20 protein-coding genes are annotated in these 24693 nt (G+C 56.7%); 7 read left to right on the plus strand and 13 right to left on the minus strand.

Annotation, left to right across the window (positions count from 1 at the left end; translation table 11 throughout):
- The first annotated feature begins 130 nt into the window (after positions 1–130).
- A complete protein-coding gene (locus tag SERS4_RS0112440; RefSeq protein ID WP_012145017.1) occupies positions 131–457 on the plus strand; it encodes a YnfA family protein in 327 nt (108 codons plus the stop codon).
- A 35-nt stretch (positions 458–492) separates the two neighbouring features.
- Here SERS4_RS0112440 and ydfG read toward each other — a convergent pair whose 3' ends face one another.
- The 9 genes from ydfG to SERS4_RS0112485 all read right to left on the minus strand — a co-directional run bounded on the left by ydfG (position 493) and on the right by SERS4_RS0112485 (position 10713).
- On the minus strand, positions 493–1242 hold the full coding sequence (gene ydfG, locus SERS4_RS0112445; RefSeq protein ID WP_012145018.1) for a bifunctional NADP-dependent 3-hydroxy acid dehydrogenase/3-hydroxypropionate dehydrogenase YdfG: 750 nt from the start codon (positions 1240–1242) through the stop codon (positions 493–495).
- A 175-nt stretch (positions 1243–1417) separates the two neighbouring features.
- Positions 1418–3136, minus strand: coding sequence for a zinc-dependent metalloprotease family protein (locus SERS4_RS0112450; RefSeq protein WP_017892729.1), 1719 nt, complete (start codon positions 3134–3136; stop codon positions 1418–1420).
- A 267-nt stretch (positions 3137–3403) separates the two neighbouring features.
- Positions 3404–3925 (minus strand): GNAT family N-acetyltransferase, encoded by a 522-nt coding sequence (locus SERS4_RS0112455; protein WP_012145019.1) that lies wholly within the window; start codon positions 3923–3925, stop codon positions 3404–3406.
- Positions 3926–4022: 97 nt separating this feature from the next.
- A complete protein-coding gene (locus tag SERS4_RS0112460) occupies positions 4023–5462 on the minus strand; it encodes an MFS transporter (protein ID WP_017892730.1) in 1440 nt (479 codons plus the stop codon).
- Positions 5463–5663: 201 nt separating this feature from the next.
- Positions 5664–6743, minus strand: a complete 1080-nt coding sequence (locus tag SERS4_RS0112465) for an ABC transporter ATP-binding protein (RefSeq protein WP_017892731.1) — start codon at positions 6741–6743, stop codon at positions 5664–5666.
- Positions 6743–7696: a carbohydrate kinase family protein gene (locus tag SERS4_RS0112470; protein WP_012145022.1), complete on the minus strand. Its 954-nt coding sequence runs from the start codon at positions 7694–7696 to the stop codon at positions 6743–6745. Before SERS4_RS0112470 ends, SERS4_RS0112465 begins: the two co-directional genes overlap by 1 nt.
- A 19-nt stretch (positions 7697–7715) precedes the next feature.
- Positions 7716–8555 carry a carbohydrate ABC transporter permease gene (locus SERS4_RS0112475; protein WP_017892732.1) on the minus strand — a complete coding sequence of 280 codons (840 nt, stop codon included), beginning with the start codon at positions 8553–8555 and terminating at the stop codon, positions 7716–7718.
- The gene (locus SERS4_RS0112480) at positions 8545–9453 is read right to left on the minus strand and encodes a carbohydrate ABC transporter permease (RefSeq protein ID WP_017892733.1); all 909 of its coding nucleotides are present in this window, start codon (positions 9451–9453) and stop codon (positions 8545–8547) included. Before SERS4_RS0112480 ends, SERS4_RS0112475 begins: the two co-directional genes overlap by 11 nt.
- A 9-nt stretch (positions 9454–9462) precedes the next feature.
- Positions 9463–10713, minus strand: a complete 1251-nt coding sequence (locus SERS4_RS0112485; protein WP_017892734.1) for an extracellular solute-binding protein — start codon at positions 10711–10713, stop codon at positions 9463–9465.
- Between the two features lie 100 nt (positions 10714–10813).
- On the opposite strand from SERS4_RS0112485, the gene SERS4_RS0112490 reads away from it, so the two are divergent.
- The 5 genes from SERS4_RS0112490 (at position 10814) to xdhC (ending at position 18203) form a co-directional block, all read left to right on the plus strand.
- Positions 10814–11986 carry an ROK family transcriptional regulator gene (locus tag SERS4_RS0112490; protein WP_017892735.1) on the plus strand — a complete coding sequence of 391 codons (1173 nt, stop codon included), beginning with the start codon at positions 10814–10816 and terminating at the stop codon, positions 11984–11986.
- Between the two features lie 312 nt (positions 11987–12298).
- On the plus strand, positions 12299–13630 hold the full coding sequence (gene guaD, locus SERS4_RS0112495; RefSeq protein WP_017892736.1) for a guanine deaminase: 1332 nt from the start codon (positions 12299–12301) through the stop codon (positions 13628–13630).
- Positions 13627–15057, plus strand: a complete 1431-nt coding sequence (gene xdhA, locus SERS4_RS0112500) for a xanthine dehydrogenase small subunit (RefSeq protein WP_017892737.1) — start codon at positions 13627–13629, stop codon at positions 15055–15057. Before guaD ends, xdhA begins: the two co-directional genes overlap by 4 nt.
- The gene (gene xdhB, locus SERS4_RS0112505) at positions 15050–17443 is read left to right on the plus strand and encodes a xanthine dehydrogenase molybdopterin binding subunit (protein WP_017892738.1); all 2394 of its coding nucleotides are present in this window, start codon (positions 15050–15052) and stop codon (positions 17441–17443) included. The genes xdhA and xdhB overlap by 8 nt, the downstream gene beginning before the upstream one ends.
- Positions 17436–18203: a xanthine dehydrogenase accessory protein XdhC gene (gene xdhC, locus SERS4_RS0112510; protein WP_017892739.1), complete on the plus strand. Its 768-nt coding sequence runs from the start codon at positions 17436–17438 to the stop codon at positions 18201–18203. Before xdhB ends, xdhC begins: the two co-directional genes overlap by 8 nt.
- A gap of 15 nt (positions 18204–18218) precedes the next feature.
- Here the strand turns inward: xdhC and SERS4_RS0112515 are convergent, their stop codons facing one another.
- Genes SERS4_RS0112515 through SERS4_RS0112525 form a run of 3 tightly spaced genes read right to left on the minus strand, consistent with a single transcriptional unit; the run spans position 18219 to position 20673 of the window.
- The gene (locus SERS4_RS0112515) at positions 18219–19223 is read right to left on the minus strand and encodes a fumarylacetoacetate hydrolase family protein (RefSeq protein ID WP_017892740.1); all 1005 of its coding nucleotides are present in this window, start codon (positions 19221–19223) and stop codon (positions 18219–18221) included.
- A complete protein-coding gene (locus tag SERS4_RS0112520) occupies positions 19220–19801 on the minus strand; it encodes a VOC family protein (RefSeq protein ID WP_017892741.1) in 582 nt (193 codons plus the stop codon). The genes SERS4_RS0112515 and SERS4_RS0112520 overlap by 4 nt, the downstream gene beginning before the upstream one ends.
- A 26-nt stretch (positions 19802–19827) precedes the next feature.
- Positions 19828–20673, minus strand: a complete 846-nt coding sequence (locus tag SERS4_RS0112525) for an alpha/beta fold hydrolase (protein WP_051071211.1) — start codon at positions 20671–20673, stop codon at positions 19828–19830.
- 378 nt (positions 20674–21051) lie between these two features.
- Between SERS4_RS0112525 and dcp the strand changes: the two genes are divergently transcribed.
- On the plus strand, positions 21052–23253 hold the full coding sequence (dcp, locus tag SERS4_RS0112530; protein WP_017892743.1) for a peptidyl-dipeptidase Dcp: 2202 nt from the start codon (positions 21052–21054) through the stop codon (positions 23251–23253).
- A 130-nt stretch (positions 23254–23383) separates the two neighbouring features.
- Here dcp and SERS4_RS0112535 read toward each other — a convergent pair whose 3' ends face one another.
- The gene (locus tag SERS4_RS0112535) at positions 23384–24691 is read right to left on the minus strand and encodes an MFS transporter (RefSeq protein WP_017892744.1); all 1308 of its coding nucleotides are present in this window, start codon (positions 24689–24691) and stop codon (positions 23384–23386) included.
- Positions 24692–24693 lie beyond the last annotated feature (2 nt).

Raw genomic sequence — 24693 nt, forward strand, 5'->3', positions numbered from 1 at the left:
TAGTGTTGCCTGATAACGGCAACACTGGCTTTACCGCGCCCGCAGGCGTGTTGATAAATATACCATCGCGCTGTCGGACTGCACCAGTCAAGCACGGCCTTGTTTAGTTTACAGAGAGAAAGTTTCCCCGATGTTAAAGACCACCCTGTTATTTTTCGCCACCGCACTGGCCGAGATCATTGGCTGTTTCTTGCCCTATTTGTGGCTGAAAAAAAGCGCCAGTGCCTGGTTACTGTTGCCGGCAGCGGCCAGTCTGATGCTGTTTGTCTGGTTGTTGACGCTGCACCCGGCAGCCAGTGGGCGGGTTTACGCGGCCTATGGCGGGGTCTATGTGGCGACGGCGTTATTGTGGTTGCGGGTGGTAGATGGAGTGAAACTATCAGCGCTGGACTGGCTGGGGGCCGGCGTGGCCCTGGCCGGCATGTTGATTATCGTTTCCGGCTGGCGCGCGGCCTGAGAAACGACGGCAGGGACCGGCCCTGCCGCTCAGGATTAAGACTCGCGGTGGATATTCAACCCGGCAAAGGATTGGCTGACCGGCATGATTTCCAGTGAGTTAATGTTGACGTGGGCCGGCAGGGTCGCGACCCAGAACACCGACTCGGCGATATCCTCCGGCGTCAGCGCATTGGCACCGTCGTAGACCTTATCCACCTTGCCGTCGTCGCCTTTAAAGCGCACGTTGGAAAATTCGGTGCCGCCCACCAGGCCCGGTTCAATATCGGTCACACGGATGCGGGTACCGTGTAGATCGGCACGCAGACCGAGGCTGAACTGTTTGACGAAGGCTTTGGTTGCGCCATAAACGTTGCCACCGGCATACGGCCAGTTGGCTGCGACCGAGCCAATGTTGATTACGTGGCCAATGTTGCGTTCGACCATGTCCGGCAGCAGGGCGCGGGTCATATTCACCAGGCCTTTGGTGTTGGTGTCGATCATGGTTTCCCAGTCGTCGGCGTTGGCCTTGTGCGCCGGCTCCAGACCCAGCGCCAGCCCGGCATTATTGACCAATATGTCAATGTGGCGCAGCGCTGCCGGCAGCTCATCAATCACCTGCTGAATGGCCGCGCGATTACGCACGTCGAGGCGGACGATATGTAGTGCTTCACCCAGCTCGTCTTTCAACTCTTCCAGACGTTCGATACGACGGCCAGAGGCAATCACCTGATGGCCTTCGCGGATAAAACGCCGTGTAATGGCCTCACCAAATCCGGATGTGGCACCCGTAACAAAAATGATCATGTTGCTGTTCCTCAACTGTTTTTAACCTGAATGCTACTAGCATTAGCATAATCCCACTTTAAGTGGCAGTGGTTATCGGCATCCACGCAGAAAAACCGCCATCGCTGTTGCCAGACGGGCGGTTTTTTATACTGTATCTGATTAACCGGCACAGGCGGGCCGGTTCGGTCAATATTTAACGGTATGCCGCGACCGTAGCGGAAAATTCGTTCATCGCGCGTACCGCATCGATCTTATCCACGATCCCCATTGGAATGCCGTAATCCAGGGTATACCGGTATGGGGTCGAGTAATAAGGAATGGCATTACCCCCCATAATGGTGGCCAACAGGCCGTAACCCTGGTTATAAGAATCGCTGCCATCGGCATGATGCAGGCCCATATTATGACCAAGTTCATGACGCATCACCGTAGTACCGCAATTAATGGAGCCGGTGGCGACCATATTAAAGGCGCTGGAGCGAACCCAGGCTAAACCGCACCCATCCTCGGTACCTTCGTAATAAACGCCATCGGCTTTCAGGCTATCTCTCCACCCTTGCACTGTGGGATCACTGCGTAGTTCACCTAACGGATCACCTAATGCTTTCCAACTGTCTTTCGCGACGACTTGACGCAGGCCGCGCATACGATAGCGGAAGTTGGCACCAGAATTTTCCAGGGCTTCATTGGTCAACCTGAATCCCTCTAACAGCCGGTTACGCATGGTATCCTCACCCAAACGAGCGGCCGCCTTGTCGCTGTAAAGCAGCAGTAAATCAATGGTGATGGTCTCTTTGGTCCAGACGTTGTTTTCGTCAACCTTAAACGCCACGGTTTCACCGTTGGAAATCGGATAACTTTTTCCATCGGCCAATACCCTAAAGTCCCAGGCTGCATCACTGCTGATGATAACCCGGCTACCTGCCGTTGGGGTTGCTGGCAACGTCAATTGTGAGTGATAGTTGCCGTCAGAAACATGGATCAGCGTGCGTGGACGGGTGATGTTCCCAAGCTTGCCATCAGCAATTTCATGGGCTTCATAGCGGGTATCCGGATGCTTCATTAATTGCCATTTTTTATTCTCGGCAATATACGTGAAGTCATATTGGTCACCGGAAATCAAGCGCATTACGCCGGGCATATTCACATTTGAGTCGTCGATGGTTGCTTCAAAAATAGATGAAGATTTCAATGATACTTTATCGCGATCGTTGGGGTTTACCGGCAGTTTTATGCGTTCAATCCAATGCTGACTCGTAAAATTTACCTCAGTTCTTTGTGAGGTAGGCTTGGGCATCTGGATATTAATACTGTCAGCGAACAGGTTTCTGACAGGAGCCGATTCAATTACCCAGCGATTAAATGCAGCAAGGTATTTAAATGTGTAAATATCATTGCTAACAATGGTGGTTGTACTGGCATACAGCATATTATTTTTGTTTACCTGAGAATTCCAGGTGGCGGTGGAACGGACAATAATATAGGCGCCGTCGTTAGCCTTGGCCGGCAGTGACACCGCAGGTACCCAGTTGGAATCTGCCATCGAGTAAAAAATAATGTTATCAGTTTTCTCAGGGATAGCGTCGCCGGTATCATTAGGCGTCAGGTAACTTATCCCTGTGCCGCTGACTCCCCATTTTTTCGTTTTTTCCTGATAAACCAATGTATAACGGCTATCTGTTTTAATTGGTAATGATGGCAATGGAACATCTACATCTGTCGTGTCGATATAGGCGGTATAAGCCGCTGACGAAATAATAATAACGGTATTTTTATCCTTGGGTTCCAAAGGTAATTTAATATCTTTGGCCCAGTTGCCATTGCCCATGGTGAACGTGATTTCATCATAGCCTGACGGTAAGTTCCCGCTGCCGAGCTGGTTAGGGGAGGTTGATAGAGTATTGTTGCTCATGATTGTTCTCCTGAACTTTTTTTACATTAAAGTAATGTCCGTGTTGCACGCGCAAAGTATGAATTCTTTGGCGTGTAAAAAAGATAATTAATAAAGGTAATTGTGTATATCCGACCCTGTTGGGTGATAGACCAAACAACATTTTGGTTAGATTAATTTCATCCCATACCTAATGCATAACTCTCTGGCGGTCGCATAGAGAACATAAAAATGCCGGGCAGTTAAATACTGCCCGGCATTATGGCGCGGTGGCTGAATGGAAAGCGATTATAGCTGCGGAGGGATGTGATAGACCACGCAGTCGTATTTGGTGTTTTCACGTCGGCCGGCCACTACGCCGCCCAGAGATTCGGCGATACGTCGGCTTGGCGTATTCTGTTCGGCCACCGGGTAGATAAAGTGGCGCGGATGGTAACGTTCGCTTGCCCACACCGCCATGGCGTGAACGATTTCGCGCCCGTAGCCATTGCCGTGCAGGTTCTCTTTCACCCAGATGCCCAGTTCAGGCGTGGTGTTGTACAGATCGTGCACGCCGCCCATGCCGACAAACTGTTTGGTGTCGCGCAGGCGGGCGATGTAAATCATTTCCTCGCCTTCGCGGATCAGCGGCAGCCAGGTTTGCCAAACGTTGGCAAAGGCTTCCGGCGACTCCTCGGGCTCAAAGTTCATAAAGCGCGTCAAGGTAGGGGTGATCGCCTGGTAAACATCGTCGGCGTCTGCTGCGGTAAAAGGGGCAATCAACAACCGGTCGGTATTCACGCGGCACTGAGAAAGGTCACTGTGAATCATTATTATTACCTCGCTTTTCAGGCCAAAACGGCAAAAAATCCGCACCGGTGAAACGGGGCGGATCATCGATATTACGTTGATTGGCGGCAGATGCGACTTATTTTTGCAATCGTTGGGGGGAGTTTGGCACCGTGGCGGCCGGTTTTCTCTGGCGAACCTCGCTGCCGGCGTTGGCGTTCAGGGTAAAGCAGTCAACCACGGCCAGCAGGGCAATCACGCCGATGACCACAAATGCCCACTGAAAATCGACCAGGGGGATGCGTTCGCCCGATTGCGGCATCAGCATTTCTGCCAGCCGCAGGGCCAGTGCGCCGATGGCTATACCCAGCCCGCTGCCCATTTGCTGCGAGACATTGAACAGCGTGTTGGCACCATTCATCTGTGGCTGCGGTACTTCGGAAAACGCCAGCGTATTGAGCGCGGTGAACTGCATGGATCGCGTCAGTCCGCTGACGAACAGCAGCGCCAGAATCAGCCAGGTCGGGGTCTGTGGCGTCAACAGCGCACAGGCGAAAATAGTGGCCGCGTTCAACAAACCATTGACCACCAGCGTGGTGCGAAAGCGAAAACGGTACAGCACCGCCGAGGTAAACGGCTTCATCACCAAATTCCCGGCAAAAACCGCCAGTACCAGTAACCCGGCGTCGAAGGCGTTCAGGCCAAAACCGATCTGGAACAGCAGCGGCAGCAGGAAGGGCACAGCGCCAATGGCGATGCGGAACAGCGTGCCGCCCCAAATTGTGACGGCGTAACTTTTTATTCGCATCGCCCAAAGATTGATCAGCGGGTGCTCGGTGCGTTTGGCGTGACGAACCGCCAGTGTGCCTAATGCCAGGCTGCCGAGAATACACAGCGCAGGCACCAGCCAGGACAGTTGCGGGTGGTTGATCAAATCCAGACCGAACATCAGGCCGAAGCAGGCGATGCCGGTTAATACGAAGCCGAGCGCGTCAAAAGGCACTCCTTTCTGCGACGCTTCCTGCGGGATCAGCCGCCAGGCCAACCACAGCGCGGCGATACCCAGCGGCACGTTAAGAATAAAGATCCAGTGCCACGAGGCATAGGTGGTAATAAAACCGCCGACCGGCGGGCCGAGGATCGGGGCCACCAGACCCGGCCAGGTAATGGTGGCAATGGCCTTGATCAGATCCGGTTTGGCAGTGTTACGTAGCACCACCAGGCGACCCACCGGCACCATCAGCGCCCCCCCGAAGCCTTGCAGAATACGGGCGGCGGTGAAGGTGGGCAGGTTAACGCTGGCGGCGCACAGCACCGATGCCAGGGTAAAAATCAGCACCGCGGCGGCAAAGATATTGCGGGCGCCGAAGCGGTTGGCAATCCAGCCACTGGCAGGAATAAACACCGTCAGCGTCAGAATGTAAGCCGAGATACCAATGTTCATGTCCACCGGCCTTACGCCGAAAGCCGCCGCCATCTGCGGCATGGCGGTGACAATCACCGTGGCGTCGAGGTTTTCCATAAAGAAGGCACCCGCCACCAGCAGCGGCAGCGCGCTGGCGCGTGAAAAAAAACTCATGGCTGAGTGCGCCGGACGGAGCAAAAACAGCATGCAGGCATGACAGAAACCTCGTTTCAAAAATGTTAACGCTGGCAGAGTTTTGGAGCATAGCGCATCACACAGAGGTTAAAAAGAGGTTAAGCCGGTGATAATTAGCGGGCGCAGCAATAGCGCCCGCAACGTTGTTGGCCGGTTTGGTCTTCGCGCATTATCAGCGACTCAATTTTCACTCAAGCGTTGCCCCGTCGCGGCGTCGAACAGGTGGATCGCCTCGGTATTGGGCATCAGCCACAGCGGCTGACCGCTTTCGGCATTAACCCGCCCGCTGAGCTGGACATGCAGCCGATAACCGCCCCAGGTAAGGTGCAGCAGGCTGACATCGCCGGTGATCTCCATCAGGCGCAAGGTGGCGGCAGGCTGCTGGCTGGTTTCCACTAAACGGAAATCGTGCGGACGCAGCCCGAGGATCACCTGGCTGCCGGGCGTCGCCAAGCGCCACTTGGCCGGCAGCGGTAGCCACAATTCACCGCAGGCCACACCGGGCAGATTGTCACGCGGCGTGACGATGCCTGCCAACAGGTTCATTGGCGGTGAGCCGATAAAACGCGCCACAAAGGTGTTGGCGGGCGCATCGTAGATCTCCAGCGGCTTGCCTTGCTGCACGATATTGCCGTCTTTCATCACCACGATTTGGTCGGCCAGCGTCATCGCTTCGATCTGGTCGTGGGTGACATACACCGTGGTAGTCTTGAACTGCTGATGCAGTGATTTAATCTCGGCGCGCAGCTCCATCCGCAACTGGGCGTCGAGGTTGGACAGCGGTTCATCGAATAAAAAGACCTTCGGGTTACGCACCATGGCACGGCCCATCGCCACTCGCTGGCGTTGGCCACCGGACAGTTCTTTCGGATAACGTTGTAAAAGATGGTCAATCGCCAAAATGTGCGCCGCTTGTTGGACCTTGGCCTGTTGTTCGCTTTTGGCGACCTTCATCACCTGCATGTGAAATGCCATGTTTTCTGCCACCGTCAGATGTGGGTAGAGCGCATAACTTTGGAACACCATGGCAATATCGCGATCGGCCGGATCCAGATCGTTAATCTTTTGCTTATCCAGCAGGATCGCCCCCTCGGTCAGCGTGTCCAGCCCGGCCAGCAGCCGCAGCAGGGTGGGCTTGCCGCAGCCGGACGGGCCAACCAACACGGTAAAGCTGCCGTCGGGGATAGTCAGATCCAACGGATTCAGCACCCGCTGCTTGCCATAGTATTTGGCGACTTTTACCAGTTCGACACTTGCCATCAGACCATTTCTCCGGCGCAGGTTTTCAGCGTGTTCCAGTCCAGATACTGGCGTGGCGAACTGCTGATGGCGTGGCTGGCGGCGCGAATGCCCCAACGCAGCGCTACCGCAGCCGAATGGCCGTGCAGGCAAGCGCTCAGGAAACCGGCGTTAAAACTGTCGCCGGCACCTATGGTATCGACCACCTTGATCGGGTGTGCCGCCGCCTGCAACTGCCGTTCGCCGCACCACATGCGTGCGCCGTCCGGGCCGCATTTCACCACGCAGGCGGCGTCGGCCGGCTGTTGGCGGTTCAGCGTCCGGGCGGCGGTGTACAAATCTTCATGACCTGCCATGCCGCAGGTTTCCACTTCATTGAGCAACAGGATGTCGCAGAACGGCAGCCAGTCGGCGATCTGCCCTCGCAGCGTATCGCTCCAGCCCTGCGGTGGCCAACCGGTATCAACCGCGATGCGATAGCCGCGCTGGCGCAGGGTTTGCAGCAGCGCCGGGTATTCCGCCAACAGGGTGGTACACAGGAAGGTGCCGCACAGCAAAATGGTGTCGCCATTACCGGCAAACAGCGGGATCTGATGCAATACGTCGTCCTGACTGAGGCGGGTGATATGGCCCTGATTGCTGAAAAAGGTGCGCTCGTTGTCGGGGTGGGTGACACCGAAGGTCAGCGAGGTTTCGCAACTGTAGGTCGGCCAGTACAGCGAACTTTCCGGGAACAGTTGCGCCAGCCAGGGGCTGAAATAGTCGTTGCCCTGATTGGCCACCAGCCGGTAAGGGGTTTCCAGCGCCGCCAGCGCCAGTGCGCAGTTACCGGCCGAACCGCCGGGGCGCAGTTCGCTGTGATCCAGCATCGCCTCGGTGCCTTTTTGCGGCCACTGCTGCAAGGTGCTCATGATCACATCGACGTTGATATTGCCCACCACGTACAGCGTGGGCCGGGTGTTGGTGCTCATCATGTTAATTTCCCTGAGTAAATTAGCCTTTGCTGCCACCGCTGGTTAAGCCGCTAACCAGCGTTTTTTGCAGCCAGATGGCAATAAAAAGAGGTGGAATGGCGGCCAGAATGCCGACGGCGGCGATCAACCCGTCATCGGTGGCGCGCCCGGCGGTGAAACCGGCGATGGTCACCGGCAGCGTCTGCGCCTGAATATTGCTGGTGAACAGCAGCGCGTAGAAAAATTCGTCCCAGGCCAGCAGCCAGCCAAACAGCGCAGAAGCGCCCAGTGCCGGTTTGGCCAAGGGCAGGGTAATGCGCAGCAGCACCTGCCACTGACGCAGTCCGTCAAGCCGTGCGGCCTGTTCAATGTCTATCGGCAGGGCGTCGAACTGGTTTTTCAGCATCCAGGTGAGGAATGGCAGGATCAGCGAGCAGTAGACCAGTACCAGACCGATATGGGTGTTCAGCAGCGCCAACTGCTGCAAAATAAAGTACAGCGGCAGCACAAAGGCCACCGGTGGCACCATATAAATGGCCAGGCTGGCGAATAGCCAACCGTCGCGTCCCGGATAACGCGAGAAGCTGAACGCCGCCGGGATCGCCAGCAACAGCGAAATCAGCGTAGCGCCGCAGGCCACCAGCAGACTGTTGAGCAGCGCGTGCAGGAACAGGGCACCTGGCTGGCCGGGCTGCAATGAAAGCAGGCTGCCGTAGCGCGAAAAATCCCAGTGGCGCGGCAGCCATTCCAGCGGTATGCGGGTCAGATCGGCCGAGGAGCTGACGCTCATCAGAAACAGCCACAGCATCGGCGCCAGGATCGACAACGCCAGCAGCAATGCGGCAGCGTAGCGCAATACCAGGCGGATTTTACGCTTCATCGGCGAGGCTCCTTCTGCGTTGGCGGGACAGCATCAGCATGTACAACGCGATCAGCAGGCCGCATAGCAAGGTCATCAATACCGCGTAGGCTGCGCCGCTGCCGGCCCGCAGATAGCTGAACGACTCCTGGTAAACGAAGAAGCTGAGGGTCTTGGTACTGTCCATGGGGCCGCCGCGCGTCATCACGTAAATGATGTCGAACACCTTGAAGGCATCAATGGTACGCAGCACCAACGCCACCGCCAGCGGGGCCAGAATGGCGGGCAGGGTGATGGCCTGGAAGCGCCGCCAGGCAGAGGCACCGTCCAGTCGCGCCGCTTCGTACAAATCGTCCGGGATCGATTGCAACGCCGCCAGCGTCAGCAGGGTAATCAGCGGGTAGTTCTTCCAAATATCCGCCAGCATCACCGCGTTGAGCGCCGACGCTGGGTCACCCAGCCAGCTGCGGTAGTGATCAATCACACCGAGTTGGGTTAACAGCGCGTTGATGCTGCCGTAATCCGGGTTGAAATTCAGCCGCCACATGGTGGCATTGACGATAGTCGGTAGCGCCCACGGCAAAATAACCAGCACCCGCAGAACATTACGGCCGTGGAATTTTTGGTTGAGCAGCAGCGCCACCAGTACGCCGATCACCCCTTCGAACGCCACCGAAACCAGGGTGAAATACAGCGTGCGCCCCAGTGCGGCCTGGAAGTCCGGGTCGGTCAGAGCGTAGAAAAAGTTATCGGTACCGACCCAGGCCGGGGTTACGCCGTCGCCCACCAGCGCCGCATCGGTGAAGCTCAGCCACAGGGTGCGAGCCAGCGGCCAGGCGGTTAACAGCAGCATCATCAGCAGCATGGGTGCCAGCAGCACCCATGCCTGACGCCGCTCACGTTGAGGTAAAGTGAGCATCGTCATCGCTTAACGCAGCCGCGCAGCGCTTTGGGTGGCCGCATCCAGCCCGGCCTGCGGCGTCACCTTGCCCTGCAGAATTTGCTGCAAATCCTGTTGCAGTCCGTTGGACAAACGAGAGTAATCGGCGGTTTCAGGGCGCGACAGCATCACGTTCAACGACTGTTTGGCGGCGGCGATTAACGGCTCCTGACCCTTTTGCACCGCCGGATCGTCGTAAGACGACTTCCAGATCGGCAGGCTCAGTTTGGCGTATTTGTCCTGCACCGGCTGTGAGGTCATGTAGCTGATGTATTGCCAGGCCTGATCGGGGTGGGCGCTGGCCTTGGCGATGCCCAGCCCCATCGAACCGTTAACCGCAGAGACCTGATCCGCCACCGATCCCGGAGCCGGCACGATGCCGACGTCACCGGCCACTTTGCTTTGCTTGGGATCGTTGGCCATGTTGTACATGTAGGTCCAGTTAAGGGCGAAGGCCGCGTCACCGTTGGAAAACGCTTTGCGCACGTCCTCTTCCAGATATTCGCGGGAGTTCGGATTGGTCAACCCCTTGTCCAGCGACGCTTTCATATAGTCGACGGCCTGCAGTGAACCTGGGCTGGAGAAGGTGATTTTTCCCTGTTGGATAAACTGCCCCTTATAGGCAGACACCAGGGTGGTGTAATCGCAAACCAGTGCCTCTGCCTGTGACCAGCTCCATACCAGCGGGTATTTGACCACGTTTTTTTGCTTCAGGATCTCTGCCTGCTGCGCCAGTTCCTGCCAGGTTTTCGGCGGGGCGGCAATCCCGGCCTTGGCCAGCATGGCCTTGTTGTAATACAGGTATTTGGTGTCGAGGATCCACGGCATGCCCCAGCGCTTGTCCTTATAGGTGACGGTGGTCATGGCGCCGGCAAAGATTTTGGCGCTGTCGTCGGCGCTGATGCGCGAGGTCACGTCCTGCAGCAGGCCGAACTTGGTGAATTCTGCTGGCCAGATGGCGTCGAACAGCACCACATCGTAGCCGTTGCTGCCGGCACCGCGCGCCGCGACGATTTTATCGTGCAGCGCCTCGTAAGGAACGAACTCCAGGTTAACGGTGATGTCCGGGTGCTGCTTGCTAAAATCGGCGGTCATGGCACGGATATCATTTTCGCTGTACGCCGCCTGGGTCATAAACAACGCGTTAATTTGCGTCGGGGCGGCATAGGCAGATGACAGGCTGAGCGCCAGGAGCGACAGGGTACAGACTGCCGTAGCGGCAAGGGTATGGCTTTTCATTGTGCGTTCTCCGGTGTTAAAAAGATTCTTAAATCAATTTGATTGCTTTATTGGAGGGCACCATACTGCAAAGACGATTTCCCTTTCTGCATAGGCAGTTATGACGACTTCCGGCACTAACCTTGAACATGCTCGTGCACACAACCGGCGCGTAGTGATAGAGGCTATCCGTCTGCACGGTGAACTGACCCGTGCCGAAATTGCCCGGCTGACCTCACTGACGCCGCAAACCGTTTCAAACATTGCAACAGAACTGGAACAGGCCGGTATTCTCTCCTCGCACCTGCCGCGTCGTGCCGGGGGGCGAGGTCAACCGGCCACGCCGTTGACCCTGAATCCAGATAGCGCGTATTCCATCGGTATCCATCTGGATCACCAGTCACTGCTGATCATCGTGGTTGATCTCTCAGGCAGCGTTCGTTTCCACCGGCTGATTATGGTGCAAAAGCCGCAACCTGCTGCCACCTTGAAACTGATTTGTGATGTACTGCAAGAAATGCGCCAGCAGCCGGATCTGAGCTGGAGAAAAATGCTGGGCATCGGCGTAGTGATGCCGGGGCCGTTTGGCGTGGAAGGGATCTCGTCGGTCGGGCCGACCACGCTTAACGGTTGGGAAAATATCGATGTGGTGGCTGAGCTTAACGCGCAAAGTGGCCTGCCGGTGACGCTGGAGAACGATGCTACCGTGGCCGCTATCGGCGAGCGTTTGCACGGTGTCGCCAGGCAGCTTAATTCCTTTATTTATTTGTATCTCGGTACCGGACTTGGGGCAGGGATTTTTACCGATGGCCGAATTTATACCGGCCATGCGCACAATGCTGGTGAAGTCGGCCACATGATTGTGCAACCGGGTGGGCGGGCCTGCTACTGCGGCAACCAGGGGTGTCTGGAGCGTTATGTCTCGTTGCAGGCGGCCTACGAGAGCTGCGGGCTGGATCCGATGCGCGCCATGCCGCAAGACCTGCTGACGCTACCGCAGCCGCAGATCGACGCCTGGCTGGATACGGCGGTGCCGGCGTTACGCCAGGCGATCAATATCATTGAGTGTATGTTTGACGCCGAGGCCGTGATTATTGGCGGGCTGATGCCGGAAAGTATCGTAGAACAGTTGATCAAGCGCCTGGCGCCGCTGCACCGGTCGGTACGCAGTAAATATCTCGACGGCCTGCGGGTTCGATTGGGGACTACCGGTGCGGATACCGCCGCATTAGGCGCGGCTGCGTTACCGCTGTTTGATGAATTTAACCCGCGTTATGAAGTGTTATTGAAGTAATAAATTTCATTCTCCCGATTTGTATTCTTGCCCGTTATTGGTGCAGGCTCACCATTAACTCAATATAAGCAAACGGTTGCTATTTAAAGGCAACCGTTTGCTTATTTGCTGCTTATTTTTATTGATTCGGATTATTGTGAGGTGAGTTTTTATCTTTTTGTTTTTAAATGAAAAATACCAATAAAAAACCAACTGGCACGCTGCTTGCTATCCTTAAATCAACACCTGCGAACGATAAAAACCAGCATGGCTCCTCGGGCTGAATAAACTCAGCCGGGGGCTGTGCGCTGGCCGGTAGAGAAGGAAAGCAAAATGAGCCTGTCATTCACCACGGCGATCCGTGGCAATTTTTTCGATATTGCTGCCTGTGTCGATCAACCGCAGCAGTTGGAGCAGCAATTGCGACATATTCCTGACGGATTAATGCTGCTCGATGAAGGGCACATTGTCTGGTTTGGCCCCTGGCAGCAGGGGGAAACGCTGTTGCCGCCGGGGTTTGAGGTCACTCATTATCAGGACAAACTGATAGTGCCGGGCTTTATCGATACCCATATTCACTACCCGCAAACCGAAATGATCGGTGCCTATGGCGATCGGCTACTGGCATGGCTGAAGCATTACACCTTCCCGACGGAAAGCCAATTCTGCTGCGAGCGGCATTCCGGCAAGATGTCGGCGTTCTTTTTACAGCAACTGTTAAGCAACGGCACCACCACGGCGCTGGTGTTCGGCACGGTACACCCGCAGTCGGTTGAAGCGCTGTTCAGTCAGGCGGCGGCGCTGAATATGCGGCTGATCGCCGGCAAGGTGATGATGGACCGCCATGCGCCTGAGGAACTGCTGGAAACCCCGGAGCAGAGCTACAGCCAGACCCGTGAACTGATCGCGCGCTGGCACGGCAAGCAACGGCTGAGCTATGCCATCACGCCGCGTTTTGCGCCCACCAGCACCCCGGCGCTGTTGGCTCAGGTACAAAGGTTGCGTGAAGAGTTTCCGGATGCCTATCTGCACACTCACCTGAGCGAGAACCTGGAAGAAGTCGCCTGGGTGAAAGAACTGTTCCCGGACAGCCGCAGTTATCTGGATGTCTACCACCAGTATGGGGTGACCGGAAAAAGAAGCGTGTTTGCCCATTGCCTGCATCTGGAAGAGCAAGAGTGGGATTGCCTGTGTCACACCGGTTCGGCCATCGCCTTTTGTCCGACCTCCAATTTGTTCCTCGGCAGTGGTCTTTTCAATCTGCAAAAGGCCTGGCACAAGCAGGTCAGGTTGGGCATCGGCACCGACGTTGGCGCCGGAACCACTTTCAATATGCTGCAAACGCTGGGCGAAGCTTACAAGGTCGCTCAACTGCAACGCTACCAGCTCTCAGCCTGCGAAGCCTTCTACCACGCCACATTGGGTGGGGCGCGGGCGCTGTCGCTGGATGACAAAATCGGTAATTTCTCGGTCGGCAAAGAGGCGGACTTTGTGGTGCTGGATCCGGCGGTATCGCCGCTGCAAAAACTGCGCCATGAAAACAGCCGAGGGCTGGCAGAGCAACTGTTTGTGCTGATGACGCTGGGCGATGACCGCAACGTTTACCGAACCTACGTCGACGGTAAAGTGGTGTACCGACCGGCTACGCAGCAGGAGGCGGCATGATCCAGTTTCTGCTTAATCAAACGCTGAAAAATGAAAGCGCGATCGACCCCAATACCACGGTGCTTAATTATCTGCGCCGCGATCTCGGCCGCTGTGGCACCAAAGAAGGCTGTGCTTCCGGTGACTGTGGCGCCTGCACCGTGGTGCTGGCGGAGCCGGACGGCGACCAGTTACGCTATCGCAGCGTTAACGCCTGCCTGACGTTTGTCAGTGCGCTGCATGGCAAACAGTTGATCACCGTAGAGGACCTGAAACAGCAAGGGGAATTGCACAGCGTCCAGCAGGCGATGGTCGACTGCCATGGTTCGCAGTGCGGTTTTTGCACTCCGGGCTTCGTGATGTCGATGTTCTGTCTGCAAAAAAACGGTGAAAACTATCATCGCGAACAGGCGCAGCAGGCACTGGCCGGTAATCTGTGCCGCTGTACCGGCTACCGGCCGATTTTGGCGGCGGCGCAGCAGGCGTGCGACAGCAAAACGCCAGATAGTTTTGAACGCGACCAACAGCAAACCTTGCAACAACTGCGGACTATCCCGGCGGCGACGCCGCTGGAGTCGGCGGGGAAACGCTGCCTGCTGCCGCAAAGCCTTGATGAACTGGCGACGCTGTATCAACAGCATCCGCAGGCCAAACTGTTGGCCGGTGGCACCGATTTGGCACTGGAAGTCACCCAGCGGCATCAGGATTTACCCTTGATGATCGCCATTGGCCAGATTGAGGCATTAAAACAGATTCGTCGGCACAACGACCGTCTGATTATTGGTGCCGGGGCGGCGTTGAGTGACCTTTACCCGCTGTTGGCCGATTACCATCCGGCCTTTGGCGAACTGTTGGCGCGTTTTGCTTCGCAGCAAATCCGCAATCAGGGCACGTTGGGGGGAAATATCGCCAACGCTTCGCCGATTGGTGACGCAGCGCCGCTGTTGCTGGCGCTGGATGCGGGCCTGATGTTGCGTTGTGGCGCCGTGCGGCGTGAACTGCCGCTGAACAATTTCTTCCTGGGCTATCGTCAGACCGCGCTGCAGCCGGGGGAGTTTATTGAAAGCATCGTGTTACCGGGCCAGGCTCCGGCAGATTTCCGCGCCTGGAAAGTCTCCAAGCGGCTGGAGGATGATATTTCGGCGGTGTGCGGTGCCTTCAACCTGACGATTGAACAGGGGATGATCCGCGATGCCCGGCTGGCCTTTGGTGGCATGGCTGCGACGCCGAAACGCGCCATATTGTGCGAACGGCAGTTGGTGGGGCAGCCGTGGCAGCCGGCTACCCTGGAACTTGCGGCTCAGGCGCTGGCACAGGACTTCACCCCGCTGAGCGATTTCCGTGCCAGTAGCGCTTATCGCCTGCTGGTGGCGCAGAATCTGTTGCGTCGCTATTTCATTGCGCTGACTGAGCCACAGCTGGCGATCGAGGTGACGGCTTATGAGTAATAACAAAAGCACCGAATATACCCAGCAGCAGTTGGCCGAACGTTTTCGTCAGCCGCTGACCAGCGGCGTGGGGCGCAGTCGCAAACACGAGAGCGCCGATAAACACGTCAGCGGTGAAGCGCAATACATTGACGACCGGCTGGAGTTTCCCAACCAGTTGCATCTGGCGGCAAAACTGAGCGAGAAAGCGCATGCGCGCATCGTAAAACTGGATCTGACCGCCTGTTACGATTTTCCCGGCGTAGTCAGGGTGATCACCTGGCAGGACGTGCCGGGCGAACTGGATATTGCTCCGTTAACCGACGGCGATCCGCTGCTGGCCAAAGACGTGGTCGAATACGTCGGACAGGTGATTGCGGTGGTGGCGGCGGAGGATCCGGAGATCGCCTGGCGTGCCGCGCAGGCCGTCAAAGTGAGCTATCAGGAGCTGCCAGCACAGCTGGACGTCACCCAATCGTTGCGGGAAGGTTTCGTGGTGCAGGAAGCTCACCACCATCGACGCGGCGATGCGGATGGCGCACTGGCGCAGGCGTTGCATCGCATTCAGGGCGAACTGCACGTCGGTGGCCAGGAACATTTTTATCTGGAGACCCAGATTGCCTCGGTGCTGCCGGCCGAGGACGGCGGCATGCTGGTGTATTCATCGACCCAGAACCCCACCGAAATCCAAAAGCTGGTGGCCTCGGTGCTTAATTTACCGATGCACAAGGTGACTATCGACACGCGGCGCATGGGCGGCGGCTTTGGCGGCAAAGAGACTCAGGCCGCCGGCCCGGCGTGCCTGTGTGCGGTGGTGGCACACCTCACCGGGCGGCCGGTCAAAATGCGGTTGAACCGCCGCGACGACATGCTGATCACCGGCAAGCGCCACCCGTTTTATATTCAGTATGACGTCGGTTTTAACGACAGCGGTCTGTTGAATGGGGTGAAAATCAGCCTGGCCGGTAACTGCGGCTACTCGCTCGATCTCTCCGGTTCTATCGTCGATCGCGCCATGTTCCATGCTGATAATGCCTATTTCCTGCAGGATGTGCTGATAACCGGCCATCGCTGTAAAACCCATATCGCCTCCAATACGGCCTATCGCGGCTTTGGCGGGCCGCAGGGCATGATGGCGATCGAGCAGATCATGGACCACATTGCGCGCTATCTGGCTCTTGATCCGCTGGCGGTACGTAAAATCAATTATTACGGTAAAGACCAGCGCAACGTCACCCATTACCATCAGCCGGTGGAACAGAATCTGCTGCAAGAGATCACTGCCGAACTGGAGCACAGTGCGGATTATCAGGCGCGGCGTCAGGCTATCCGGCAGTTCAACGCACAAAACCCAATCCTCAAGAAAGGGCTGGCGCTGACGCCGGTCAAATTCGGCATTTCCTTTACCGCCGGATTCCTCAATCAGGCGGGGGCGCTGGTACTGATTTACACCGACGGTAGCATTCAGCTCAACCACGGCGGTACCGAGATGGGCCAGGGGTTGAACACCAAGGTGGCGCAGATTGTCGCCGAAGTGTTCCAGGTGGAAATCGAGCGTATTCAGATCACCGCCACCGATACCGGTAAAGTGCCGAACACCTCGCCGACGGCGGCATCCTCCGGCACCGACCTGAACGGCAAGGCGGCGGAGAATGCGGCTTTGACCATCAAACAGCGATTGACTGACATGCTGACCAGGCAGCATCAGGTTAGCGCTGATCAGATCCTCTTCAACAATGGGCAGGTCAGGGTGGGTGAACGCTATTTCAGCTTCGAACAGGTGGTTGAACAGGCCTATTTCAATCAAATCTCACTTGCCAGTACCGGTTACTACCGCACGCCGAAGATTTTCTACGATCGCGACAAGGCCAGCGGCCATCCTTTCTATTACTTTGCCTACGGCGCGGCTTGCGCAGAGGTGTTAATTGATACGCTGACCGGCGAATACAAACTGCTGCGCGCCGACATTCTGCACGATGTGGGCGACTCGCTAAACCCGGCAATCGACATCGGTCAGGTGGAGGGCGGTTTTGTGCAGGGCATGGGCTGGCTGACCAGCGAAGAACTGGTGTGGGACGATCAAGGCAGGTTGCTGACCCATGGCCCGGCCAGCTACAAAATACCGGCGATTGGTGACGTTCCTGCGGATCTGCGCGTTACGCTGCTGGAGAACCGCAAAAACCCCGAAGACACGGTATTTCATTCCAAAGCGGTGGGCGAGCCACCGTTTATGTTAGGCATCTCGGTCTGGTGTGCCATCAAGGATGCGGTGGCCAGTCTGGCGGACTACCGTCTGCAGCCCAATATTGACGCACCGGCCACGCCGGAGCGGGTGCTGTGGGGAGTACAGCAGATGCTTTCAAGTGACATTGTCACTGAATTAGCGGAGGAGAACGGCGATGGATGAGTGGATTGAGGCACTGGCTGACCTGCGACGGCGCGGAGAGCCTTGCGTACTGGTGACGCTGGTGGATGAGTTGGGCTCCACGCCGCGCAATCGTGGCACCAAAATGTTGGTGACGGCCGAACGGGCGGTTAACACCATTGGCGGCGGGCACCTTGAGTTCCAGGCGCTGGCGATTGCCCGCGAGATGCTACAGCAAGGGGCGATCACGCTGCGGCTGGAACGCTTTCCGCTGGCAGCACGGCTGGGACAGTGCTGTGGCGGCACCACCAGCGTGCTGTTCGAACCCTTGATCCCACCACGTCCGCAAATTGCGCTGTTTGGCGCCGGGCATGTGGGGCGCGCACTGGTCAATATCCTCGCCACGTTGCCGTGCCGGGTACGCTGGGTTGATGGCCGGGCGGCGGAGTTCCCGGCGCTGCTCCCGGCTGGGGTGCAACTAAACGTCTGCGAAGAACCGTTGGAGATCGTCGACGCCATGCCGCCGGGCAGCTATTTCATCGTCATGACCCACGACCACGCTTTGGATCTGGCGCTGGCGGAACGGATTTTACGCCGTGGCGATGCCGGTTACTTCGGCCTGATCGGCTCGCTGACCAAGCGCAAACGCTTCGAATATAAACTCGGTCAGCGTGGCATCAGCGAAGCGGCAATCGCCGGCATGCGCTGCCCGCTGGGTCTGCCGGACGTTAAAGGCAAACTGCCGGCCGAGATTGCAGTGGCGGTGGCCGCAGAGATCATTGCCTGTTACGGGCAGCGCTAGCCGGGTCAGCGCGGCTTATGGTTGAAGGATCACCACTTTTTGGTCGATGGCACCAAACACGGAATGTCCGCCGGTATCGAATACTTCGATCCGCACCTGGTCACCCTGTGCCAAATAGGGCTGCCGCTGACTTTCATCTACACCACTCAGCGCCTGACGCACCCGGGCTTCGGTAATGCAGGCGCTGCCGGATGCCGGATCGGCATTGCTGATGGTGCCTGCACCCACGATGCTGCCGGCCGCCAAAGCGCGGGTGCAGGCCAGGTGTGCAATAAGCTGCCCGAAATTAAACGCCGTATCATCGCCGGCGTCCGGAGCGCCAAACCATTTTCCATTTAGACTGACGCGCACCGGCAAATGCAACATTGCGTCCCGCCAGTTCGCGCCGAGCGCCGCGGGCGTCACGGCAACCGGGGCAAAGCTGGTGGCGGGCTTGCTCTGGTAGAAACCGAAACCCCGCGCCACTTCGTCGGGTATCAGACCGCGGAGAGAGACGTCATTGAGCAACACCACTAACGCGATACACTCCAGCGCCTGCTCGGGCGTCACCCCGAGAGGGACGTCAGTGGTGATTACGGCGATCTCTGCTTCAAAATCAATATCCAGCTCATCATCAGTGGCTTCGATCGGTGCGGTTGCCTTTAGCATCACGTCCGAACCGCCCTGATAAACCAGCGGCTTCTCTTCATATTGCGGAGGGATAGGTTCATTTCGCCATTGATACATCAGTTTGGCGTGGTGGCGATAAACGGAACCATCGACCCACTGATAGGCTCGGGGCAGCGGTGCCAGGCAGCTTGAGGCATTGAAAAGGTCACTGCCGTCCCAGCCGTTCTCTGCCAGTTGCATCAGCTGCGGTGCTATAGCCGACCAGTTATCTAACGCTTCCTGCAGGGTGCGGGCAATAGCGGGCACGGCAATGCAACGTGAAAGATCGGGAGAGACCAGCACCAATTCGCCATCCCGACGGCCATTTTCTCGTGTGGCCAAACGTAATTGCGGAGCCAGAGTTGCGTTCATGATTTCCCCTCAGCCAGGGCCTGGCGTCGTGATTGTTCTCGCGTCCAAATCGCCAACTCCTGATGCGCCGTGTGGGCAAAGCCTTCCACTGTTTCGGCCGCCGCCACTTCGGTGGTCAACTCCAGACGAAACCCGTTCGGATCGAAGAAGTAAATGGATTCAATATAGCTGTCGTGATCGGTAACCCCAATCACCTCAATGCCCTGCGCGAGGAGTCGTTGGTGCATGCTGTCCAGATCGGCCCGGTTATCCACTTTCAAGGCAATATGGTTAACCCATTCCGGGGTATTTGGGCTGGGTTGCGCCGCTATCCCGTCTCCCAAATCGAAGAAGGCGATATGCGAATTATCTTTCATGCGGAAAAAGATATGCACATACGGGCAGTACTCACCGGTGCTGGGGACATGATCGTTTTTAATCACATGGACCAGCGGTAAGCCGAGAATATCTTCATAGAAATGACGGGTTTCCTCTGCGTCCCGGCAACGCCAGGCAAAATGGTGCAGCCGACGGATCGGCCTGGCATGGTCGTCGGTTTTAACCGCCGTTTCTTTAGACGATGGAAGATCGGTATGCATGATGTAAACCTCCAGCAGAGTCACTGCTACTTAGTTTGTTTGCGTAAGAAACGCTCGATGGCACCCGCCAGATAAAGCGGGATTTCCTGCATTGGGTAGTGTCCACAGCCTTCGAGCAGTTCCATCTCCACATTGACGAACCACTTCAAACAGGTGTTATCCATCATCGGCAGCGTCTGTGCCGGATCGTGCTGGCCGATCAGCAACAGTAGGGGAACCGTGCAGCCGTAAGTTTCGATGGAACAATCCTCCAGCGCCCAGCTACGGAGGTAGGCTTCGAACACCGGTGGGGCACAGGCCGCACGCGACTGTTGAACGGTATCGCTGACCCAGCGGCGGGGCAGCCGGTGATGAGTGGAAAAATCAATCAGAGAGTGGCGGCAGGTATCATCCTCGACCGCCTGCTCGAAGATGCGCCAAACCTGCTGTTCTACGTCCAGCCCGCTGGCAGGAACGGGCGTCAGGCCTACCGCACTGCGTACTCGTTCAGAGTGTCGAGCGGCAATAATCTGCGCAATTTTCCCCCCCATGGAATGCCCAACCACGTCGAAACGCTGCCAACCCAGGCTATCCATCAGGTTGACCACGTCAGCAACCATTTCATTAGTGGTGTAGCTGCCGGCTATGCCGCGTGATTGCCCGTAGCCACGAAAATCCACAAACACATAAGTGAAGGCCTCGGTGTCCAGATGAGGGAACATCGGCTGATAGACGCTATGGTCACCAAACCAACCCGGCAGCATCACCACGCATCGGGTGCCCTGACCGATAACCCTGGCGCTCAGTAGGGGGTGTTCATGCGTGGTCCGGTTTTGCTGATGATGCGAATGTCCCCCCAAAATCTGTTCATTAGGTTGAGGTGTTGTAGCCATGAAATATCCATCTCCTGATTTAAATAGCCGCAGGTCTAAGCTGGTGCGGATTAGGTCATGTGCATGACGCGTTTTCAGAATTAGTTGAGGGTGGCGCTACCAGTGGATTTGATATTGGTATGCGGTTAGGTCGGGTTATTTCGATGAATAATTAGTCGGTTAAATAAGGCTAATGCGCCGCTAATAAAGCGTCTATAGGCGAGTTTGGGATGAACCGTTATATAAAATCGGACAATCAACGGCCTGTTGTCGAGGCTGGAGAGCTTCTAATCACTTGTTTTTGCTCAATCTGCCAACTGCGCCTAAGCTAGGATGTGACTCAAGGGGAGATGAGCTCTCCGCGACATTATTCTGTGGACATGGAGGAGTTTCGATTTGATGCGTTTATCGACATTGGTGCTGGCGATCGGCATGGCGCTGGGCACGCAGGCACAGGCAGCAGAAACCAACCCGCACGCGGATCATAGCGCGTTGCCAAGTGGCCAGGCGAAGGAGGCAACCGTGACCGGTGAAGCCAACCAACACGACAACAAAAAGAACCAAAACCCGTTCTTCTATCAAAGCCGTCTGCCATTCCAGGCACCGCCGTTCAATCTGATCAAAGAAAGTGATTATGCCCCGGCAATTGATGCGGGCATCAAGCAGAAGCTGGAAGAGATTGAGAAGATTGCCAACAACCCGGCCAAGCCTGATTTTAAGAATACCTTTGTGGCAATGGAACAAAGCGGCGCGTTGCTGTCGCGAGTGATGAACGTCTTTGGCGCCATGACCTCGGCCAACACCAGCGACGGGTTGCAAAAACTCGATGAGCAAAGCTCGCCGAAGCTGGCGGCGCTGGATGACGCCATCATGCTCAACAGCAAGCTGTTTGCCCGTATCAAGGCCGTTTATCAACAGCGCGATGCGCTGAAGCTGGATGCGGAATCGCGTCGGCTGGTAGAAGTGACCTATAAGAACTTTGAGCTGGCGGGGGCCAATCTGTCCGACGCCGATAAAACCAAACTGAAGGCGCTGAACCAGGAAGCGGCAACGCTGAGCACTCAGTTCTCCAACAAATTGCTGGCGGCGACCAAAGACGGCGCATTGGCGATTGCTGACAAAGGCAAGCTGGATGGCCTGTCGGAAGGTGAACTGGCGGCGGCGGCCCAGGCGGCCGGCGAACGCAAGCTGGATAAACAGTGGCTGCTGGTGTTGCAAAACACCACCCAACAGCCGGAATTGCAGAGCCTGAAAGACCGCGAGACCCGCAAGGCACTGTTTGATGCTTCGTGGAACCGTGCGGAAAAGGGCGACGCTAACGACACCCGTCAGACCATTGCTCGTCTGGCTAAAGTGCGTGCCGAGCAGGCGAAACTGCTGGGCTTCCCGAATTACGCGGCCTGGAAGCTGCAAAACCAGATGGCCAAAACCCCGGATGCGGCGCTGAGTTTTATGCGTAATATCGTTCCGGCGGCGACCGCGCGTGCCGAACGTGAAGCCAAAGATATTCAGGCGGTCATCGGCCAGCAGAAAGGCGGTTTCAAGGTCGAAGCCTGGGACTGGCAGTTCTACGCTGAACAGGTGCGCAAAGCCAAATATGACCTGGATGAGTCGCAGATCAAACCTTACTTCGAACTGGATAACGTGCTGAACAACGGCGTGTTCTATGCCGCCAACCTGCTGTACGGCATCAGTTTCAAAGAGCGCAAGGACATCCCGGTTTACCAGCCGGACGTGCGGGTTTATGAGGTGTTCGATAAAGACGGCAAATCATTGGCGCTGTTCTATACCGACTTCTTTAAGCGCGACAACAAGGGCGGTGGCGCCTGGATGAGCAATTTTGTCGAACAATCGAAGCTGAAAGGCACCAAGCCGGTGATTTACAACGTCGCCAACTTCACCAAACCGGCACCGGGCCAGCCTGCGTTGTTGTCGTACGATGACGTGATCACCATGTTCCACGAATTTGGTCATGCGCTGCACGGCATGTTCGCCGATCAGGAATATCCAAGCCTGTCCGGCACCAACACCGCTCGTGACTTCGTTGAGTTCCCATCGCAGTTTAACGAGCATTGGGCCAGCGATCCGAAAGTCTTTGCCCACTTCGCCAAGCATTACAAAACCGGTGAAGCCATGCCGCAGGAACTGGTCGACAAAATCAAAAAGGCCGACAAGTTCAACAAAGGCTATGACATGACCGAGCTGCTTTCTGCGGCACTGCTGGACATGCACTGGCATATGTTGAGCGCCGACCAGCCGCAGCAGGACGTGGACAAGTTCGAGGCGGAATCGCTGATGAAAGACAAAATCGATCTTAGCTATGTGCCGCCGCGCTATCGCTCCAGTTACTTCAAGCACATTTGGGGTAACGGCTATGCTGCCGGTTATTACGCCTATCTGTGGACAGAAATGCTGGCGGATGATGCCTTCCAGTGGTTCACCGAACATGGCGGCCTGACGGCAGAGAACGGTCAGCGTTTCCGCAATATGATCCTGTCGCGCGGTAACAGCCAGGATCTGGAAAAACTGTACATCGACTGGCGCGGCAAAGAGCCAAGCATTGAGCCGATGCTGATCAACCGTGGTTTGAAAGACGAATAACAGGTCATGGCATTAGCCTGGTGAGTAGTGATAAGAGGGCGTAAGAAATTACGCCCTCTTTATTTGTTATAAGCAGTTTGGTTGAGATTAAGGAGTGAAGCAGGGGTGCGGAAACTCGCGCCCCCTGGTCTCAGCGGTTAACCACCTTGGCCGGCAGAGCGACCACCAGTAACGAACTTAACAGCAGGCAACCGGCGAACGCCCAGAGTGCGCCACCGCTTTTGCCGGTCAGTTCCAGCGCCAGCCCCATCAGCGAATTACTCACCAACCCGGCAATATTGGCTAACGAGCAGGCCAGCGCGAAGCCGGTTGCCGCCGCGGTACCGCGCAGGAAGGTGGCGGGCAGGCTGAAGAACACCGGCACTGCACCGATGATCGCCGCCTGGGCCACAGAGAACAGCAACACCGTGGCGATCACGCTATGAGTGAAGAAGGTGCTGCCAGCCATCGCCATCGCGCCGATAATAAACGGCACTATGATATGCCAGCGCCGCTCACGCATACGATCCGAACTGGTGCCGATCACCAGCATCCCCAGCAGGGCGGCGACGCTCGGTAACGCGGTCAGCATACCGATGGTGGTAATGTCGGTCACCCCGGCGGTTTTGATAAAGGTCGGCATCCAGAACCCCATCGCATAGGCACTCAGCAGGATCGAAAAATCAATGCCACCTAGCATCCAGACCTTGAGATTAAAGAAGCCATCGCGGAAGCTGTGTTTACTGTGACTGGCCTCGGCGTCATCTTGCGCCAGGTCGTCGGCAATACGTTGTTTCTCTTCATCGGATAACCATTTGGCCTGCCGGAAATGGTTCGGTAACACCCAGAACGTCAATATACCCAACAGCACGCTGGGGATGCCCTCCAGCAGGAACAGCCATTGCCAGCCGTGCAGCCCGTGGCGCATATCAAAATGCCCCATGATCCAGCCGGAAATCGGGCCGCCGAGCACGCTCGACAGCGGCAGTCCGATCATGAATAACGCAATAATGCGGCCGCGACGGTAAGTCGGGAACCACAGCGTCAGGTAATACAGCACGCCGGGCAGAAAACCGGCCTCCGCCACGCCGAGCAGAAAGCGGATGACGTAAAACTGATTGGGGGTGGTAACGAACATGGTGCAGGCGGAAAGCAGGCCCCAGGTGATCATGATGCGGGCAATCCACACCTTGGCGCCGACCCGTTGCAGGATCAGGTTGCTCGGCACCTCAAACAGGATATAGCCGACAAAAAACAGCCCGGCGCCCAGGCCGAAGGCCGCTTCGCTCAGTTGCAGTTGATCGGCCATCTGCAGCTTGGCCAGCCCGACATTGATGCGGTCGAGGTAGGCGGCCAAATAGCACAGACAGAGGAACGGGATCAGCTTCCAGGTGATTTTGCGGTACAGAAGCGATTCTGCGCCCGCTTTCCCGGCTAACGGGGTTTCAACAATGGCCATGA

This window comes from Serratia sp. S4 (assembly GCF_000347995.1).
GTDB lineage: Bacteria > Pseudomonadota > Gammaproteobacteria > Enterobacterales > Enterobacteriaceae > Serratia > Serratia quinivorans.

Bases quoted from the DNA above. Each gene is read 5' to 3' on its own strand.
- dcp (WP_017892743.1), top strand. From the start codon at position 21,052: ATGCGTTTATCGACATTGGTGCTGGCGATCGGCATGGCGCTGGGCACG.
- SERS4_RS0112465 (WP_017892731.1), bottom strand. From the start codon at position 6,743: ATGGCAAGTGTCGAACTGGTAAAAGTCGCCAAATACTATGGCAAGCAG.
- xdhB (WP_017892738.1), top strand. From the start codon at position 15,050: ATGAGTAATAACAAAAGCACCGAATATACCCAGCAGCAGTTGGCCGAA.
- SERS4_RS0112455 (WP_012145019.1), bottom strand. From the start codon at position 3,925: ATGATTCACAGTGACCTTTCTCAGTGCCGCGTGAATACCGACCGGTTG.
- SERS4_RS0112515 (WP_017892740.1), bottom strand. From the start codon at position 19,223: ATGAACGCAACTCTGGCTCCGCAATTACGTTTGGCCACACGAGAAAAT.
- xdhC (WP_017892739.1), top strand. From the start codon at position 17,436: ATGGATGAGTGGATTGAGGCACTGGCTGACCTGCGACGGCGCGGAGAG.
- SERS4_RS0112460 (WP_017892730.1), bottom strand. From the start codon at position 5,462: ATGAGTTTTTTTTCACGCGCCAGCGCGCTGCCGCTGCTGGTGGCGGGT.
- SERS4_RS0112450 (WP_017892729.1), bottom strand. From the start codon at position 3,136: ATGAGCAACAATACTCTATCAACCTCCCCTAACCAGCTCGGCAGCGGG.
- SERS4_RS0112470 (WP_012145022.1), bottom strand. From the start codon at position 7,696: ATGATGAGCACCAACACCCGGCCCACGCTGTACGTGGTGGGCAATATC.
- SERS4_RS0112525 (WP_051071211.1), bottom strand. From the start codon at position 20,673: ATGGCTACAACACCTCAACCTAATGAACAGATTTTGGGGGGACATTCG.
- SERS4_RS0112475 (WP_017892732.1), bottom strand. From the start codon at position 8,555: ATGAAGCGTAAAATCCGCCTGGTATTGCGCTACGCTGCCGCATTGCTG.
- ydfG (WP_012145018.1), bottom strand. From the start codon at position 1,242: ATGATCATTTTTGTTACGGGTGCCACATCCGGATTTGGTGAGGCCATT.
- guaD (WP_017892736.1), top strand. From the start codon at position 12,299: ATGAGCCTGTCATTCACCACGGCGATCCGTGGCAATTTTTTCGATATT.
- SERS4_RS0112490 (WP_017892735.1), top strand. From the start codon at position 10,814: ATGACGACTTCCGGCACTAACCTTGAACATGCTCGTGCACACAACCGG.
- xdhA (WP_017892737.1), top strand. From the start codon at position 13,627: ATGATCCAGTTTCTGCTTAATCAAACGCTGAAAAATGAAAGCGCGATC.
- SERS4_RS0112485 (WP_017892734.1), bottom strand. From the start codon at position 10,713: ATGAAAAGCCATACCCTTGCCGCTACGGCAGTCTGTACCCTGTCGCTC.
- SERS4_RS0112440 (WP_012145017.1), top strand. From the start codon at position 131: ATGTTAAAGACCACCCTGTTATTTTTCGCCACCGCACTGGCCGAGATC.
- SERS4_RS0112535 (WP_017892744.1), bottom strand. From the start codon at position 24,691: ATGGCCATTGTTGAAACCCCGTTAGCCGGGAAAGCGGGCGCAGAATCG.
- SERS4_RS0112480 (WP_017892733.1), bottom strand. From the start codon at position 9,453: ATGCTCACTTTACCTCAACGTGAGCGGCGTCAGGCATGGGTGCTGCTG.
- SERS4_RS0112520 (WP_017892741.1), bottom strand. From the start codon at position 19,801: ATGCATACCGATCTTCCATCGTCTAAAGAAACGGCGGTTAAAACCGAC.